The following is a 12,367-nucleotide window of genomic DNA, read 5'->3' on the forward strand; positions in this document are numbered from 1 at the left end:
GATCACATCGTTGTTCGCCGTACCCGGAACGGTGTCCACACCGGTTGTGAGCGTAGAAAAACATTTATCGTATATTGACTTTTATCAGATATTTATGGATAAATTACACTCTAATGAAAATCAAACTCACCACTGACCCATTAACGCAAAATTTTTTTCTGGCAAGCCTGAGCAAAAATTGGTGAAAAGCAGCGAATAACGACACAAGAACGGACCAATGGCCGACTATTTGCTATTTCTGAATATATTCCCGATGCCCCTGCCAATTTGCATGACAAAGCATGTGAGTTGTACGCTCACCCAGAATCCGAGATCTGGCTCCGCATTGTTCAAGCAAACCGTTTCAAACCGGGAGTAATCATCAATGGCCGTACAAAAATTAACTCATTCCCTCGTAGCCAAGGCCATCTGCCCGCCCGGCCAAAAGCGGGAGTTCATCACAGACACCGACACCCGCGGTCTTGTCCTGGAGGTACGCGCCTCCGGCGGCCGCACCTTCTACTTCCGCTACACCGACCGCAGCAGCGCCCAGCGTAACATGAAGCTGGGCGATGCCTCCGTCGTCACCCTCGACGTGGCTCGCCAGCGTGTGGCCGAGTTGCACAATGAGATCGCCTTGGGCCGTGATCCAGCCGCAACCAGAGAAGCCGAGCGCCGCATCCCCACCCTCGGCGAGTTTGTGCGCGACCGCTACATGCCCCATATCGAGGGCAATAAGCGCTCATGGAAGTGCGACGAGGTTCTGCTTCGCTTGCACATCCTGCCGGCCTTTGGGCGGCGGCGTATTGACGCCATCCCCACCGCTGATGTCCTCGCCTTCCAGCACAAACTCAAGGCCAAGGGCTATGCCCCTGGTACTTGCAACCGCATCCTGGTTCTCCTGCGCTACCTCTTCAATGTGGCCGCGAAATGGGAAGTGGAGGGGGCAGGCGCCAATCCTGCCCGTAAGGTAGACCTATTCCAGCTCAACAATGAGAAGCAAACCTTCCTCTCCAAGGAGCAGGTCGCAACCCTCCTCGACGCCCTGGCCACCTCACCCAACAAAGACCTCCTGGCCATTGTGAAATTCCTCCTCCTTACCGGTGCCCGAAAGCAGGAGGCGTTGAAGGCTGAATGGCGCGAGTTCGACCTCGCTAACCGGAGTTGGGTCATCCCCCTCAGCAAATCGGGAACTGCCCGGAAGGTTGCGATCAGCGATCCCCTGGTGGCCCTGCTGGAGACGCTTCCATCGCGGGGGAAGTCGCCCTACCTCTTCACCAACCCCGCCACCGCCAAGCCCTATGTGGGCGTCTGGTACGCCTGGAATAGTGCCAGGAAGCGCGCTGGTCTGGCCCATGTTCGCATCCATGATCTGCGGCACTCCTTCGCATCGTTTTTGGTGAATTCGGGCCGCGGTCTTTACGAAGTCCAACGGTTGCTTGGTCATGCCCACATCAAAACGACGCAGCGCTACGCCCACCTCTCTGACGAAACCCTGATCAGCGCCGCAAACACCGCTGGCGGCTTCATGCCCGGCGCGGTGGCCCGGCCTTTGGTTCCCTCTTGAGCCCGCGCCTCCAGCGCTGCCAGCGCCACAAGCCTGGGCCTTGTAGATCTGAACGATATCGGGAACGAGCGCCGCCGAGAGTGGGCGATGAAACTCTATCGCGGGGACTGCCACTCCTTGGGCGGCGACCCATCCAGCTCGGGTGTCCTCTCGCCCACCCACCTTCCATCATTGACGCTACCGCTCGTGCGCCAGAGTTACACGCAGCTCTGCGGGCGGCGACTCTGGCGGCGTCAGGTATCTGTTGAGAATATTTATCGCTGGGTACGACAATCGCGTTTTGCGATGGTCCGATCAGCATTCGGAAAAAGCCATAGGCATGCGAAGCAGCATGGCCCGGCCAGGAGCTTTCGAGGGGCTGGTCGCTACACTTCAACCTGCCATAGCAGCTTGCCCATGGCGGCCCCACTCCTACCCGGGTAAGGCGTTTTCAGCGGGCCCTCAGCTGGCGTTCATGGTGTGACCGTAGCGAGCGAAATGAGCTGGGTTGCTTGGCCAGTTGCTCTATGGGCTGCCGGCATGCCCCATCGCAACATTATCGGCGTTCGCCAGTTTGTCCGTTCGGCCGAAGCGCTGGCGCCCACAGGACCGGGGGATTGATGATGGGTTGAGTGAACATCTGCTCGGTAAGCATTGCCCCCCCCGGGGTGCTTACTGGGCTGCTTACTAGCAACGGATCGGGTCGTTACAAAACTGGCCAAGCGACTGAATTTATTGGCGTCCCCGGCGGGATTCGAACCCACGGCCCCCAGATTAGGAATCTGGTGCTCTATCCTGCTGAGCTACGGAGACTCTCCAACCGCAGATATGTCCCGCCGCATCAGTAGTTGTAAACCCATCCCAGCGTGTAGCTGTCACCCAGCGCCACATTTCGCCCGCTCAAATCCCGCGTATAGGCCGCCACAATCGAATGCCGCGGCGTAATGCTATAAGACACCGCCAGCGCCGCCTTATAGGCGCTATAATTCGCCCCATTCCCCGTCGCGTTGCGCATCCCCAGCGTGTTCAGGCTCTGCGCGAAGACAAACCAGCCATTCGCCGGCTGAAAGCCCATCGTCGCATCCAGCCGCACCTCATCCGCATTGCTGCCAAAACGCAGCCGGTAAGCCCCCTCCAGCCCCATGAACGCATTGATAGACCCAATGGCCCGGCTGATCCCAAACAGCGCCCGCCCCTCAACCGAGCCATGCGCCTCCGCAATGCGCGGCGAATCGGTGGAGGCCGTGCCAGGCGTCACCGACGTGCCCTGCACGGAGAGCACCATCCCATTGTCACGCCACACGGCGTATCGGGCGAAGAGACCGGCATCCGCCAGGCCCACGCTATTGCTGCGCGTATAGCCCAGATCCATCCAGGAAGCCTGCAGCCGCGGCGCAATCCCGATGGTCCAGCGCTGCGTCAGCCCATGCTCCCAATAGGGCGAGACCGATAATTGGTCCAAACTGCCGCGCCCCGAGGGCCGACCCTGGCTGTCATAGCCCTGCACATTGAGGTGCTGGAAGCTGGTGGACATCACAAGCTGCCCGCCCCCCTCGGCCTGCGGCCAAGGCCCCGAGCGCGCCGCCGGCGCCAGCATCACCAGCGCCAAACCTGCCATGAGCCAAACCTGTCGCATGATCGCTGCCATGTCTTCGCCTCGCCGCATGCGAATAGCGCCATCGGGACATCCCAATGGCGCTCATTGCCTTATGCCAGCCGTCGAAAAATTGACAAGCCTATCAAAGGGTGAGTCCGCCCTATCCGGCGTGAATCGCCGCAGCCAGCGCCCGCACATCGCCCAGCACCTTCGCCACCGTGGCCGGTGTCGCCCGGCCTTGGGCATCAAGGCTGGCCGCCATCCGCTCGATCAGCGCCGAGGCCACCACGGCGCCATCCGCCACCTTCGCCGCCTCAGCCGCCTGGGCCGGGGTGCGCACGCCAAACCCGATGGCAATCGGCAGGCTCGTATGCTGCCGCAGCCGGGGGATGTTCACCGCCAGATCAGCCGAGGTGGCGCTGCGCGTGCCGGTGATGCCGGTGATGGCCACATAGTAAATAAAGCCCGAGCAGGAGCGCAGCACCCCTGGCAGCCGCTCATCACCCGTGGTGGGGGCAATCAACCGGATCAAATCCAGCCCCTGGGCCGTCGCGAAGGGCGCCAAATCCTGGCTCTCCTCCGGCGGCATATCAACGACGATAAGCCCATCAGCCCCTGCAGCCTTTGCATCAGCGCAAAACTGTTCCGCGCCATAGCTCAGAATCGGGTTGAGATAGCCCATGAGAATAATGGGCGTCGTGTCATTGCCCTGGCGGAAATCCCGCACCATGGCGAGAATTCCGCCCAGCGTCGCACCCGCCTTCAGCGCCCGCTGCCCGGCCAATTGCACCGTCGGCCCATCGGCCATGGGGTCGGAAAAGGGGCAGCCAATCTCAATCAGATCAGCCCCGGCAGCGGGCATGCCGCGCAAAATCTCCGCACTGGTCGCCAGATCCGGGTCATAACCCATCAGGAAGGGCATCAGCGCACCCCGTCCCTCGGCCTTCAACGCCGCGAAAGTCTGGGCGATGCGCGACACGCCGCTCACAGCTCCACCCCCAGATGCTTGGCCACCGCGAAGATGTCCTTATCCCCCCGGCCGCACATATTCATCAGAATGATGTGATCCTTGGGCAAAGTCGGCGCGTATTCAATGACATGGGCCAACGCATGCGCCGGTTCCAGCGCCGGAATGATCCCCTCCAGCTTCGAGCAAAGCTGGAAGGCATCCAGCGCCGCCTTATCCGTCGCCGCAACATATTGCACCCGGCCGATATCATGCAGCCAGGAATGCTCGGGCCCCACGCCCGGGTAATCCAGCCCGGCCGAGATGGAATGCCCCTCCAAAATCTGCCCCTCGGCATCCTGCAGCAAATAGGTGCGGTTGCCATGCAGCACGCCAGGGCGGCCACCTGTCAGGCTGGCAGCATGCCCACCCTCAATCTCCAGCCCATGGCCGCCGGCCTCCACGCCATGCATCGCCACCGATTCATCATCGAGGAAGGGGAAGAACAGCCCCATGGCATTGGAGCCACCGCCAATCGCCGCCACCAGCGTATCCGGCAGCCGCCCCGTGGCCTCCAGCATCTGGGCGCGGGCCTCCTCGCCAATCACGCTCTGAAAATCGCGCACCATCATGGGGTAGGGGTGCGGGCCGGCCACGGTGCCGATGCAGTAATAGGTGTCGGTCACATTGGCGACCCAGTGGCGCAGCGCCTCGTTCATAGCATCTTTCAGCGTGGCGGCACCGGCGGTCACCGCCACCACCTCGGCGCCCAACAGCTTCATGCGGAAGACATTGGGCTGCTGCCGCTCCACATCCGTCGCACCCATGAAGACGGTGCAGGGCAGGTTGAACAGGGCGCATGCGGTGGCGGTGGCCACGCCATGCTGGCCCGCCCCGGTCTCGGCGATGATGCGCTTCTTGCCCATCCGCTTGGCCAGCAGAATCTGCCCCAGCACGGCGTTGATCTTATGCGCGCCGGTGTGGTTCAGCTCATCGCGCTTCATCCACACCTGGGCACCGCCCAAATGCTCGGTGATGCGCTGGGCGAACCATAACGGGCTCGGCCGACCGACATAATCCTTCAGCAGCCGCCGCCACTCAGTCTCGAAGCTCTCATCGGCGCGGGCGGCCTTATACGCCTCCTCCACTTCGAGGATGAGCGGCATCAGCGTCTCGGCCACGTAGCGGCCGCCAAAAGTGCCGAAGCGGCCGGCCGCATCAGGGCCGGTGCGGAATGAATTGGGCAATACTGGCTTGTTCAAGGGCGTCTTCCCGGGTGAAGCAGTCTATCTGACCCCGTCAAAGCACAACGCAACCCGCCGCACCACCCGCCCCCTGCCATCAGATGGACGCGGGCCAGCCTATTGCGGCCGATCAGCCACCACACCGCGCGCTGCCGCGGTGAAAGCAGTGATCCGCGCAGCAGATTTCACCCCACGGCTGATTTCCACGCCTGAGGAGACATCCACCCCCGCCGTACCGCTCGCCAGTATCGCCTGGCCTATATTCTCCGCCGTCAGCCCGCCCGCCAGCAGCCAGGGCCGCGGCACCGCCCGCCCGGCCAGCAGCGACCACTCAAACGCATGCGCATTGCCCCCCGGCAGGGTATCGCCCGCGCGCGGCTTGGCATCGAGCAGGAAGCGATCCACCACATCGGCGTAATCGGCCAGGGCATCGAGGTCGGCCGCCACGCCAATGCCCAGTGCCTTCATCACCGGCAGGCCGAAACGGGTGCGGATTTCGGCGCAGCGCGCCGGTGTCTCGGCGCCATGCAGTTGCAGCATGTCAAGCCTGACGCTGGCCAGCGTCCCGGCCAGGGTCGCGTCATCGGCATCAACGAAAAGCCCCACCCGCGCCGGCCCGCCCGGATGGCTGGCCGACAAGGCCGCCGCCTCACCCGGCGTCAGCGACCGCGGCGAGGGCGGGTAGAACACGAAACCCACGAAATCCACACCAAGCCGGCCCAGCAGCGCCAGGGTCTCCGGCTGGGTGACGCCGCAGATCTTCACCTCCATCACGCCAGTTCCGCGGCAATGGCCTGCGCCGCCGCCACCGGGTCGGCCGCGCGGGTGATGGGCCGGCCCACGACAATCCAATCCGCCCCCGCCGCCACCGCCTCAGCCGGGGTGGCGATACGCGACTGATCGCCCGCGGCACTGCCATGGGGGCGCACGCCCGGCACCACCAGGAAGGGCAGGGCGCCATGCGCATCGCGGATGCGCGCCACCTCCAGCGGGCTGCAGACCAGCCCATCGGCGCCGGCATCCAGCGCCAGCCGCGCCAGGCGCAGCACCTGCTGCACCGTGCCGCCGGAGACACCACTGCCCGCCAGGGTGGCGGCATCGATACTGGTCAGCACCGTCACCGCCAGAATGATCGGCCGCGCATCGCCCGCCCGCTCGGCCGCCTCGCGCGCGGCGGTGATCATCGCCGGGCCGCCAGCGGCATGGATGGTGAGCATGGCCGGGCGAATGGGCAGCAGCGCCTTCACCGCCGAAGCCACGGTATTGGGAATATCATGCAGCTTAAGGTCAAGAAACACCGGCGCATATTCAGCCACACCCCGCATCGCCGGCGGCCCACCCGCACCAAAAAGCTCCAACCCCACCTTGAGGACGCCAATATGCGGCGCCAGCAGCCGGGCCATGGCGGCGGCAACGGCAGGGTCGGCCAAGTCAAGGCCAGGGATGATACGGGCGGCGGGTGTGGCTGGACGGGCAAGCATCGCCCATCTTTAGACCTCATTTGCCCCGGCTGAAATGCCGCCGGGGTGGTTACCCGGCGCCAAGCCGCTGCGGCTTGCCGCTGGCCGCGCCCGGCACAGCGCCCTGGCCCCCGCCCGGGGCCGGGGCCGGGGCCCGCTTCTGCGCCGCAGGCTTGCTCTGCGGCGGGCCGCCATTGACGATCTCGCGCAATTCCTTGCCCGGCTTGAAGAAGGGCACGCCCTTGGCGGAGACCGCCACCGTCTCGCCGGTGCGGGGGTTGCGGCCCTGGCGCGGGTCGCGCCGCTTCACGGAGAAGGCGCCGAAGCCGCGCAGCTCCACCCTATCCCCACGCGAGAGGGCGGCGGTGATCTCCTCGAATATGGTCGCCACTATGGCTTCCACATCCTGCTGCCGCAGGTGCGGATTTTCCATTGCCAGCTGCGCAATCAGTTCGCTCTTTGTCATGCAGCCTTCCCCGAGACGTCAATTTTGCGGGACATAATGCATATCGGCCGGGCCAGCTCTAGAGGCAAAGCTTTATGGCGACGCGATAATGCACCCGTGATCCGATGCCAGTTCAGGTTGCCGTGGTGCTGGCCGGGTGTCAACGCGCGATCTGCGCAAACAGCCCGCCACGGCCCAGCCACTCGGTGAAGAAAGCCCGCGCCAGGCTCTCAGTACCCGCGGCCAGCAGCCGCTCCAGCCGTGGCCGGGTTTCCAGCGTGCGAATCGGCAGGCTGGTGGGCACCGCCCGCGCCTCGGCCAGCCAGGCCCGCGCCTCGCGCTCGCCGCCCATGGCATCAACCAGCCCGGCCTCACGGGCGCGGCCACCGGCCATCACCCGGCCATCGGCAATGGCCCGCACCGCCTCCTCGCTCATATTGCGGCCAGCGGCCACCATGCGCACGAAATTGGCCTGCATATCCTCCACCACCTGGGTGAGGGAGGCGCGCCCCTCCTCAGTCAATGGCCGAAAGGGGCTGGGCTGGTCCTTCAGCGGGCCGGAGGCAATGCTCTGCGAATGCACCCCCAGCCGGGTCAGCAGTTCCGACGCCTCAAAACTTTGCAGGATGACGCCGATGGAGCCGGTCAGCGTGCCCTCGCGGGCAAAAATCCGCGCTGCCGGCAGCGCCACCATATAGCCTGCCGAGGCGGCAGTGCCGCCCATGATGGCCACCACCGGCTTGCTGGCGGCCAGGTGGGTCAGCGCGGCATGGATGGCCTCGCCACCGGCCACGGTGCCGCCAGGGCTGTCAATGGCCACGAGGACCGCGCGCAGATGGCCGTTGGTGGCCGCGCGCTCGATGGTCTCCACCATCCGCCTATCCTCGCGGATCGTGCCGCGAATCTCCAGCCGGGCGACATAATCACCCTCCAGCACCGCCGTGCTGCCCTCAGGCAGCGCCACCCAGATGGCGCCGAGGCCGGCGAGCACCGCCAGCACCCGCCACAGGGTGAGGCGGCGCTTGAGGCGGCGGCGGTCGAGCAGGAGATCGGCTTCAAGGGTCATTGCTATGTCATATGGCGGCTGCCCCCCCTGTTGTCAGTCCCCAGAGGCGTCGCTATGCCCGGGCAACCTGTTTTGGAGTGGCCGATCATGCGCGTGAAAGATGTGAAGAAGGTGGTGCTGGCCTATTCGGGGGGGCTGGATACCAGCGTCATCCTGAAATGGCTGCAAACCACCTATCAATGTGAGGTGGTGACCTTCACCGCCGATCTGGGCCAGGGCGAGGAGCTGGGCCCGGCCCGCGACAAGGCGCTGCTGCTCGGCATCAAGCCGGAAAACATTTTCATCGACGATCTGCGCGAGGAATTCGTCCGCGATTTCGTCTTCCCGATGTTCCGGATGAACGCGCTTTATGAGGGCCAATACCTGCTGGGCACCTCCATCGCGCGGCCCTTGATCGCCAAGCGGCAGATCGAAATCGCCGAAATGGTGGGCGCCGACGCCGTCTCCCATGGCGCCACGGGCAAGGGCAATGACCAGGTCCGCTTCGAGATCGGCTATTACTCACTCAAGCCCGAGGTGAAGGTCATCGCCCCCTGGCGCGAATGGGATTTGACCAGCCGCACCGCGCTGATCGCCTTTGCCGAGCAGAACCAGATTCCCATCGCCAAGGATAAGCGCGGCGAGGCACCCTTCTCGGTGGACGCCAATCTGCTGCATTCCTCCTCCGAGGGTAAAATCCTGGAAGAGCCCTGGGATGCGCCCGACGAGATGGTCTGGCAGCGCACCATCCGCCCCGAGGATGCGCCCGATACCCCCACCGAGATCACGGTCGAGTTCGAGCGTGGCGATGCGGTGGGCATCAATGGCGAGCGCCTCTCCCCCGCCACACTACTGACCAAGCTGAACGCCCTGGGCCGCGCCAATGGCATTGGCCGCCTAGATCTTGTGGAAAACCGCTTCGTCGGCATGAAGAGCCGCGGCTGCTACGAAACCCCGGGCGGCACCATCCTCTACCAGGCGCACCGCGCCATTGAGAGCATCACCCTCGACCGTGAGGCCGCGCATCTCAAGGACAGCCTGATGCCGCGCTATGCCGAGATCGTCTATAACGGCTTCTGGTTCAGCCCCGAGCGCCGCATGCTGCAAGCCATGGCCGATGAGAGCCAGAAGAGCGTGACCGGCGTGGTGCGCCTCAAGCTCTATAAGGGCAATACCATCGTCACCGGCCGCCAATCGCCCAATAGCCTCTACTCGATGAAGCACGTCACCTTCGAGGATGACCAAGGCGCCTACGACCAATTCGACGCCCAAGGCTTTATAAAATTGAACGCCCTGCGCCTGCGCCTAGGCGCCATGGCCGGCCGCAAAGGCGGAGCTTTATAACCCGGCTAAATTGATCGGGTTCCAAGGGCCTGTCGGCCCTTGGTAGGGGGAGGTCTGGAGGGGGACAAAGTCCCTCTCCAGTGCCGCCTCAGCCCGCCGCCTTAGCTTCCCGCCGCCGCGCCGTCAGCACAAACTCAGTATACCCATTGGCCTGCGTCGCACCCTCCAGCACCAACTCGCAAGCCGCCTTGAAGGCCACCCCATCAAACCCCGGTGCCATGGCCGTATAGGCGGCATCGGACGCATTCTGCCCATCCACCACCGCGGCCATGCGCTTCATCGTCTCCATCACCTGCTCTTCGGTGACGATCTTGTGCTTCAGCCAATTGGCGATGTGCTGGGCGGAGATGCGCAAAGTCGCCCGGTCTTCCATCAGGCCGACATTGTTGATGTCCGGCACCTTGGAGCAGCCCACGCCCTGGTCGATCCAGCGCACGACATAGCCCAGAATGCCCTGGGCATTATTGTCCAGCTCCTGCTGCAGGGCGGCGGGTTCCCAATTGGTGTTCTCGGCCACCGGCACGGTCAGGATATCGCCGAGTTGGGCGCGGCGGCCGCCGGCCTTCAGCTCCGCCTGGCGGGCCAGCACATCCACCTGATGGTAATGCAGCGCATGCAGCGTGGCGGCGGTGGGGCTGGGCACCCAGGCGGTATTGGCGCCCGCGCGGGGGTGGCCCACCTTCTGCTCCAGCATCGCCGCCATCATATCCGGCATGGCCCACATGCCCTTGCCGATCTGGGCATGGCCCTGCAGGCCGCAAATCAGGCCGACATCAACGTTCCAGTCCTCATAGGCCTTGATCCAGGGCGTGCCGCGCATGTCGTTCTTGCGGATCATCGCGCCCGCTTCCATCGAGGTATGGATCTCATCGCCCGTGCGGTCGAGGAAGCCGGTATTGATGAAGGCCACGCGGTGGCGGGCGGCGCGGATGCAGTTTTTGAGGTTCACCGTGGTCCGGCGCTCCTCATCCATGATGCCCATCTTCAACGTGTTGCGGGCGAGGTTCAGCGCATCCTCCACCCGGGCGAAGAGCTCATTGGCCCAGGCCACTTCCTCCGGCCCGTGCATTTTCGGCTTCACGATATAGACGCTGCCATGGCGCGAATTGCGCATCGCCTTCACATCATGCAGGGCGATGGCCACGGTGCACATGGCGTCCAGAATGGTCTCGGGCGTCTCGGCCCCGTCAAGCTTCACCGCATCCGTCATCATGTGGTGGCCCACATTGCGCACCAGCATCACCGAACGGCCATGCAGGGTCAGGCTGCCGCCGGAGGCGGTGGTATAAACGCGGTCGGCATTGAGCCGGCGCGTCATGATCTTGCCGCCCTTCTCGAAGCTGGCTTCGAGCGTGCCATTCATCAGGCCGAGCCAGTTGCGATAGACCTGCACCTTATCCGCGGCATCGACGGCGGCGACGCTGTCTTCGCAATCCTGGATGGTGGTCAGCGCCGCTTCCAGCACCAGATCGGCTACGCCGGCCAGATCCTTGTTGCCGATGGGGTGGCTGCGGTCGATCACGATCTCGGCATGCAGGCCGTTATGCTTCAGCAGGATGGCGGTGGGTGCCTCGGCCGGGCCGGTGAAGCCCACGAATTGGCTGGGATTTTGCAGGCCCACGCTGCCGCTATCCATCTTCACCGAGAGCGCGCCATGGCTCACCTGGTAGAAATGCGCATCGGCATGGCTGCCGCCAGTCAGCGGCGCGATCTCATCCAGCACCTGGCGGGCATAGCCGATGACGGCGGCGCCACGCTCCACATCATAGCCCGGCTTGCGCTCGCCCGGGATGGCGTCGGTGCCATAGAGCGCGTCATAGAGGCTGCCCCAGCGCGCATTGGCGGCGTTGAGCGCGAAGCGGGCATTGGAGGTTGGCACCACCAATTGCGGCCCCGCGGTCTTGGCGATCTCATCATCGACATAGGCGGTATCGACGGCGAAATCCTCGCCCTCGGGCAGCAGATAGCCGATCTCGCGCAGAAAGCGGGTATAGGCTTCGGCATTGACCGGCCGGGCCGGGAAGGCGCGGTGCCAAGCATCGATCTTGGCCTGCAGCGCATCGCGTACGGCCAGGAGCGCGGCATTCTTCGGGCCGAGATCAGCCAGGATGGCAGCGTATTGCGCCCAAAAATGCTCGGGCGCGATCCCTGTGCCGGGGAGCGCTTCCTCGGCCATGAACGCCGCCAATTCATCGGCCACCTGCAAACCACTGATCTCGACCATTCCAACACCCCAGGCTTTATGACTTTCTGCCGCTTAATGCGGAAAATGCCGGGGCGGAAGGGGGGTTAAGCTTAGCGATCCAGCACGGCGCGGTCGTTCTTGGCCACCAGCGTCTGAAAATGCGGCCCCATCGCCTCCTCGCTCATGCCGAAAGCGGACAGGAAACGGGTGAAGAGCGCCTGCTCCTCGGCCTCCGCCTCGCCATCAGCCATGGCACTGTCCACCATGTTCAGCAGGATGCAGAGTTTTTGCGCCTCGTTCAGCTTGGGTGAGACGGCCGCGAGGAATACGTCGGGCTTGTTGGCGCGGGTGTATTTCATGCAGGCATCAAGGTTCTCGCGCGTCGCCCGCGGGCCGAGCACGGAGACCAGATGGGCGATTTCCTCCGGGTCCATCTCACCATCTGCGCCCATGCAGTAGATCAGCGAGACAACGAGGGCGTTGCGCGGGGTGAGGTCGAGCGCCGCCTGCGACTTGAACATGCCAAACATATGATTTCCTTTCTGATGCGTAATTCTACGTCCATCTAGCTGAGGG

11 protein-coding genes and 1 tRNA gene are annotated in these 12,367 nt (G+C 64.1%); 2 read left to right on the forward strand and 10 right to left on the reverse strand.

What is annotated here, in order from left to right; all coding sequences use genetic code 11:
• The first annotated feature begins 364 nt into the window (after positions 1-364).
• Entirely contained in the window at positions 365-1,546 is a 1,182-nt protein-coding gene (locus tag ABWP84_RS10020; protein ID WP_353211882.1) for a tyrosine-type recombinase/integrase, read from the forward strand.
• A gap of 715 nt (positions 1,547-2,261) precedes the next feature.
• On the opposite strand, the gene ABWP84_RS10025 is transcribed toward ABWP84_RS10020, so the two are convergent.
• The 8 genes from ABWP84_RS10025 to sppA all read right to left on the reverse strand — a co-directional run bounded on the left by ABWP84_RS10025 (position 2,262) and on the right by sppA (position 8,283).
• Positions 2,262-2,338: transfer RNA gene (locus ABWP84_RS10025), tRNA-Arg, on the reverse strand.
• A 28-nt stretch (positions 2,339-2,366) separates the two neighbouring features.
• Entirely contained in the window at positions 2,367-3,161 is a 795-nt protein-coding gene (locus ABWP84_RS10030) for a hypothetical protein (RefSeq protein ID WP_353211883.1), read from the reverse strand.
• A gap of 121 nt (positions 3,162-3,282) precedes the next feature.
• A complete protein-coding gene (gene trpA, locus ABWP84_RS10035; RefSeq protein WP_353211884.1) occupies positions 3,283-4,101 on the reverse strand; it encodes a tryptophan synthase subunit alpha in 819 nt (272 codons plus the stop codon).
• Between the two features lie 5 nt (positions 4,102-4,106).
• A complete protein-coding gene (gene trpB / locus ABWP84_RS10040; protein ID WP_353211885.1) occupies positions 4,107-5,330 on the reverse strand; it encodes a tryptophan synthase subunit beta in 1,224 nt (407 codons plus the stop codon).
• Positions 5,331-5,429: 99 nt separating this feature from the next.
• A complete protein-coding gene (locus ABWP84_RS10045; protein WP_353211886.1) occupies positions 5,430-6,083 on the reverse strand; it encodes a phosphoribosylanthranilate isomerase in 654 nt (217 codons plus the stop codon).
• Positions 6,083-6,793: an orotidine-5'-phosphate decarboxylase gene (gene pyrF / locus ABWP84_RS10050; RefSeq protein ID WP_353211887.1), complete on the reverse strand. Its 711-nt coding sequence runs from the start codon at positions 6,791-6,793 to the stop codon at positions 6,083-6,085. Before pyrF ends, ABWP84_RS10045 begins: the two co-directional genes overlap by 1 nt.
• Positions 6,794-6,842: 49 nt before the next feature.
• Positions 6,843-7,238 (reverse strand): integration host factor subunit beta, encoded by a 396-nt coding sequence (ihfB, locus tag ABWP84_RS10055; RefSeq protein ID WP_353211888.1) that lies wholly within the window; start codon positions 7,236-7,238, stop codon positions 6,843-6,845.
• 139 nt (positions 7,239-7,377) lie between these two features.
• Positions 7,378-8,283, reverse strand: a complete 906-nt coding sequence (sppA, locus tag ABWP84_RS10060) for a signal peptide peptidase SppA (protein WP_353211889.1) — start codon at positions 8,281-8,283, stop codon at positions 7,378-7,380.
• Positions 8,284-8,370: 87 nt separating this feature from the next.
• Here sppA and ABWP84_RS10065 point away from each other — a divergent pair, with 87 nt between their 5' ends.
• The gene (locus ABWP84_RS10065; RefSeq protein ID WP_353211890.1) at positions 8,371-9,606 is read left to right on the forward strand and encodes an argininosuccinate synthase; all 1,236 of its coding nucleotides are present in this window, start codon (positions 8,371-8,373) and stop codon (positions 9,604-9,606) included.
• Between the two features lie 88 nt (positions 9,607-9,694).
• On the opposite strand, the gene ABWP84_RS10070 is transcribed toward ABWP84_RS10065, so the two are convergent.
• Complete coding sequence (locus ABWP84_RS10070; RefSeq protein ID WP_353211891.1) at positions 9,695-11,830, reverse strand: malate synthase G; 2,136 nt, start codon at positions 11,828-11,830, stop codon at positions 9,695-9,697.
• Between the two features lie 71 nt (positions 11,831-11,901).
• Positions 11,902-12,321: a TerB family tellurite resistance protein gene (locus ABWP84_RS10075; RefSeq protein WP_353211892.1), complete on the reverse strand. Its 420-nt coding sequence runs from the start codon at positions 12,319-12,321 to the stop codon at positions 11,902-11,904.
• Between the last annotated feature and the right edge of the window lie 46 nt (positions 12,322-12,367).

Origin of the sequence: Rhodovarius sp. (assembly GCF_040399605.1) — a bacterium.
GTDB lineage: Bacteria > Pseudomonadota > Alphaproteobacteria > Acetobacterales > Acetobacteraceae > Rhodovarius > Rhodovarius crocodyli_A.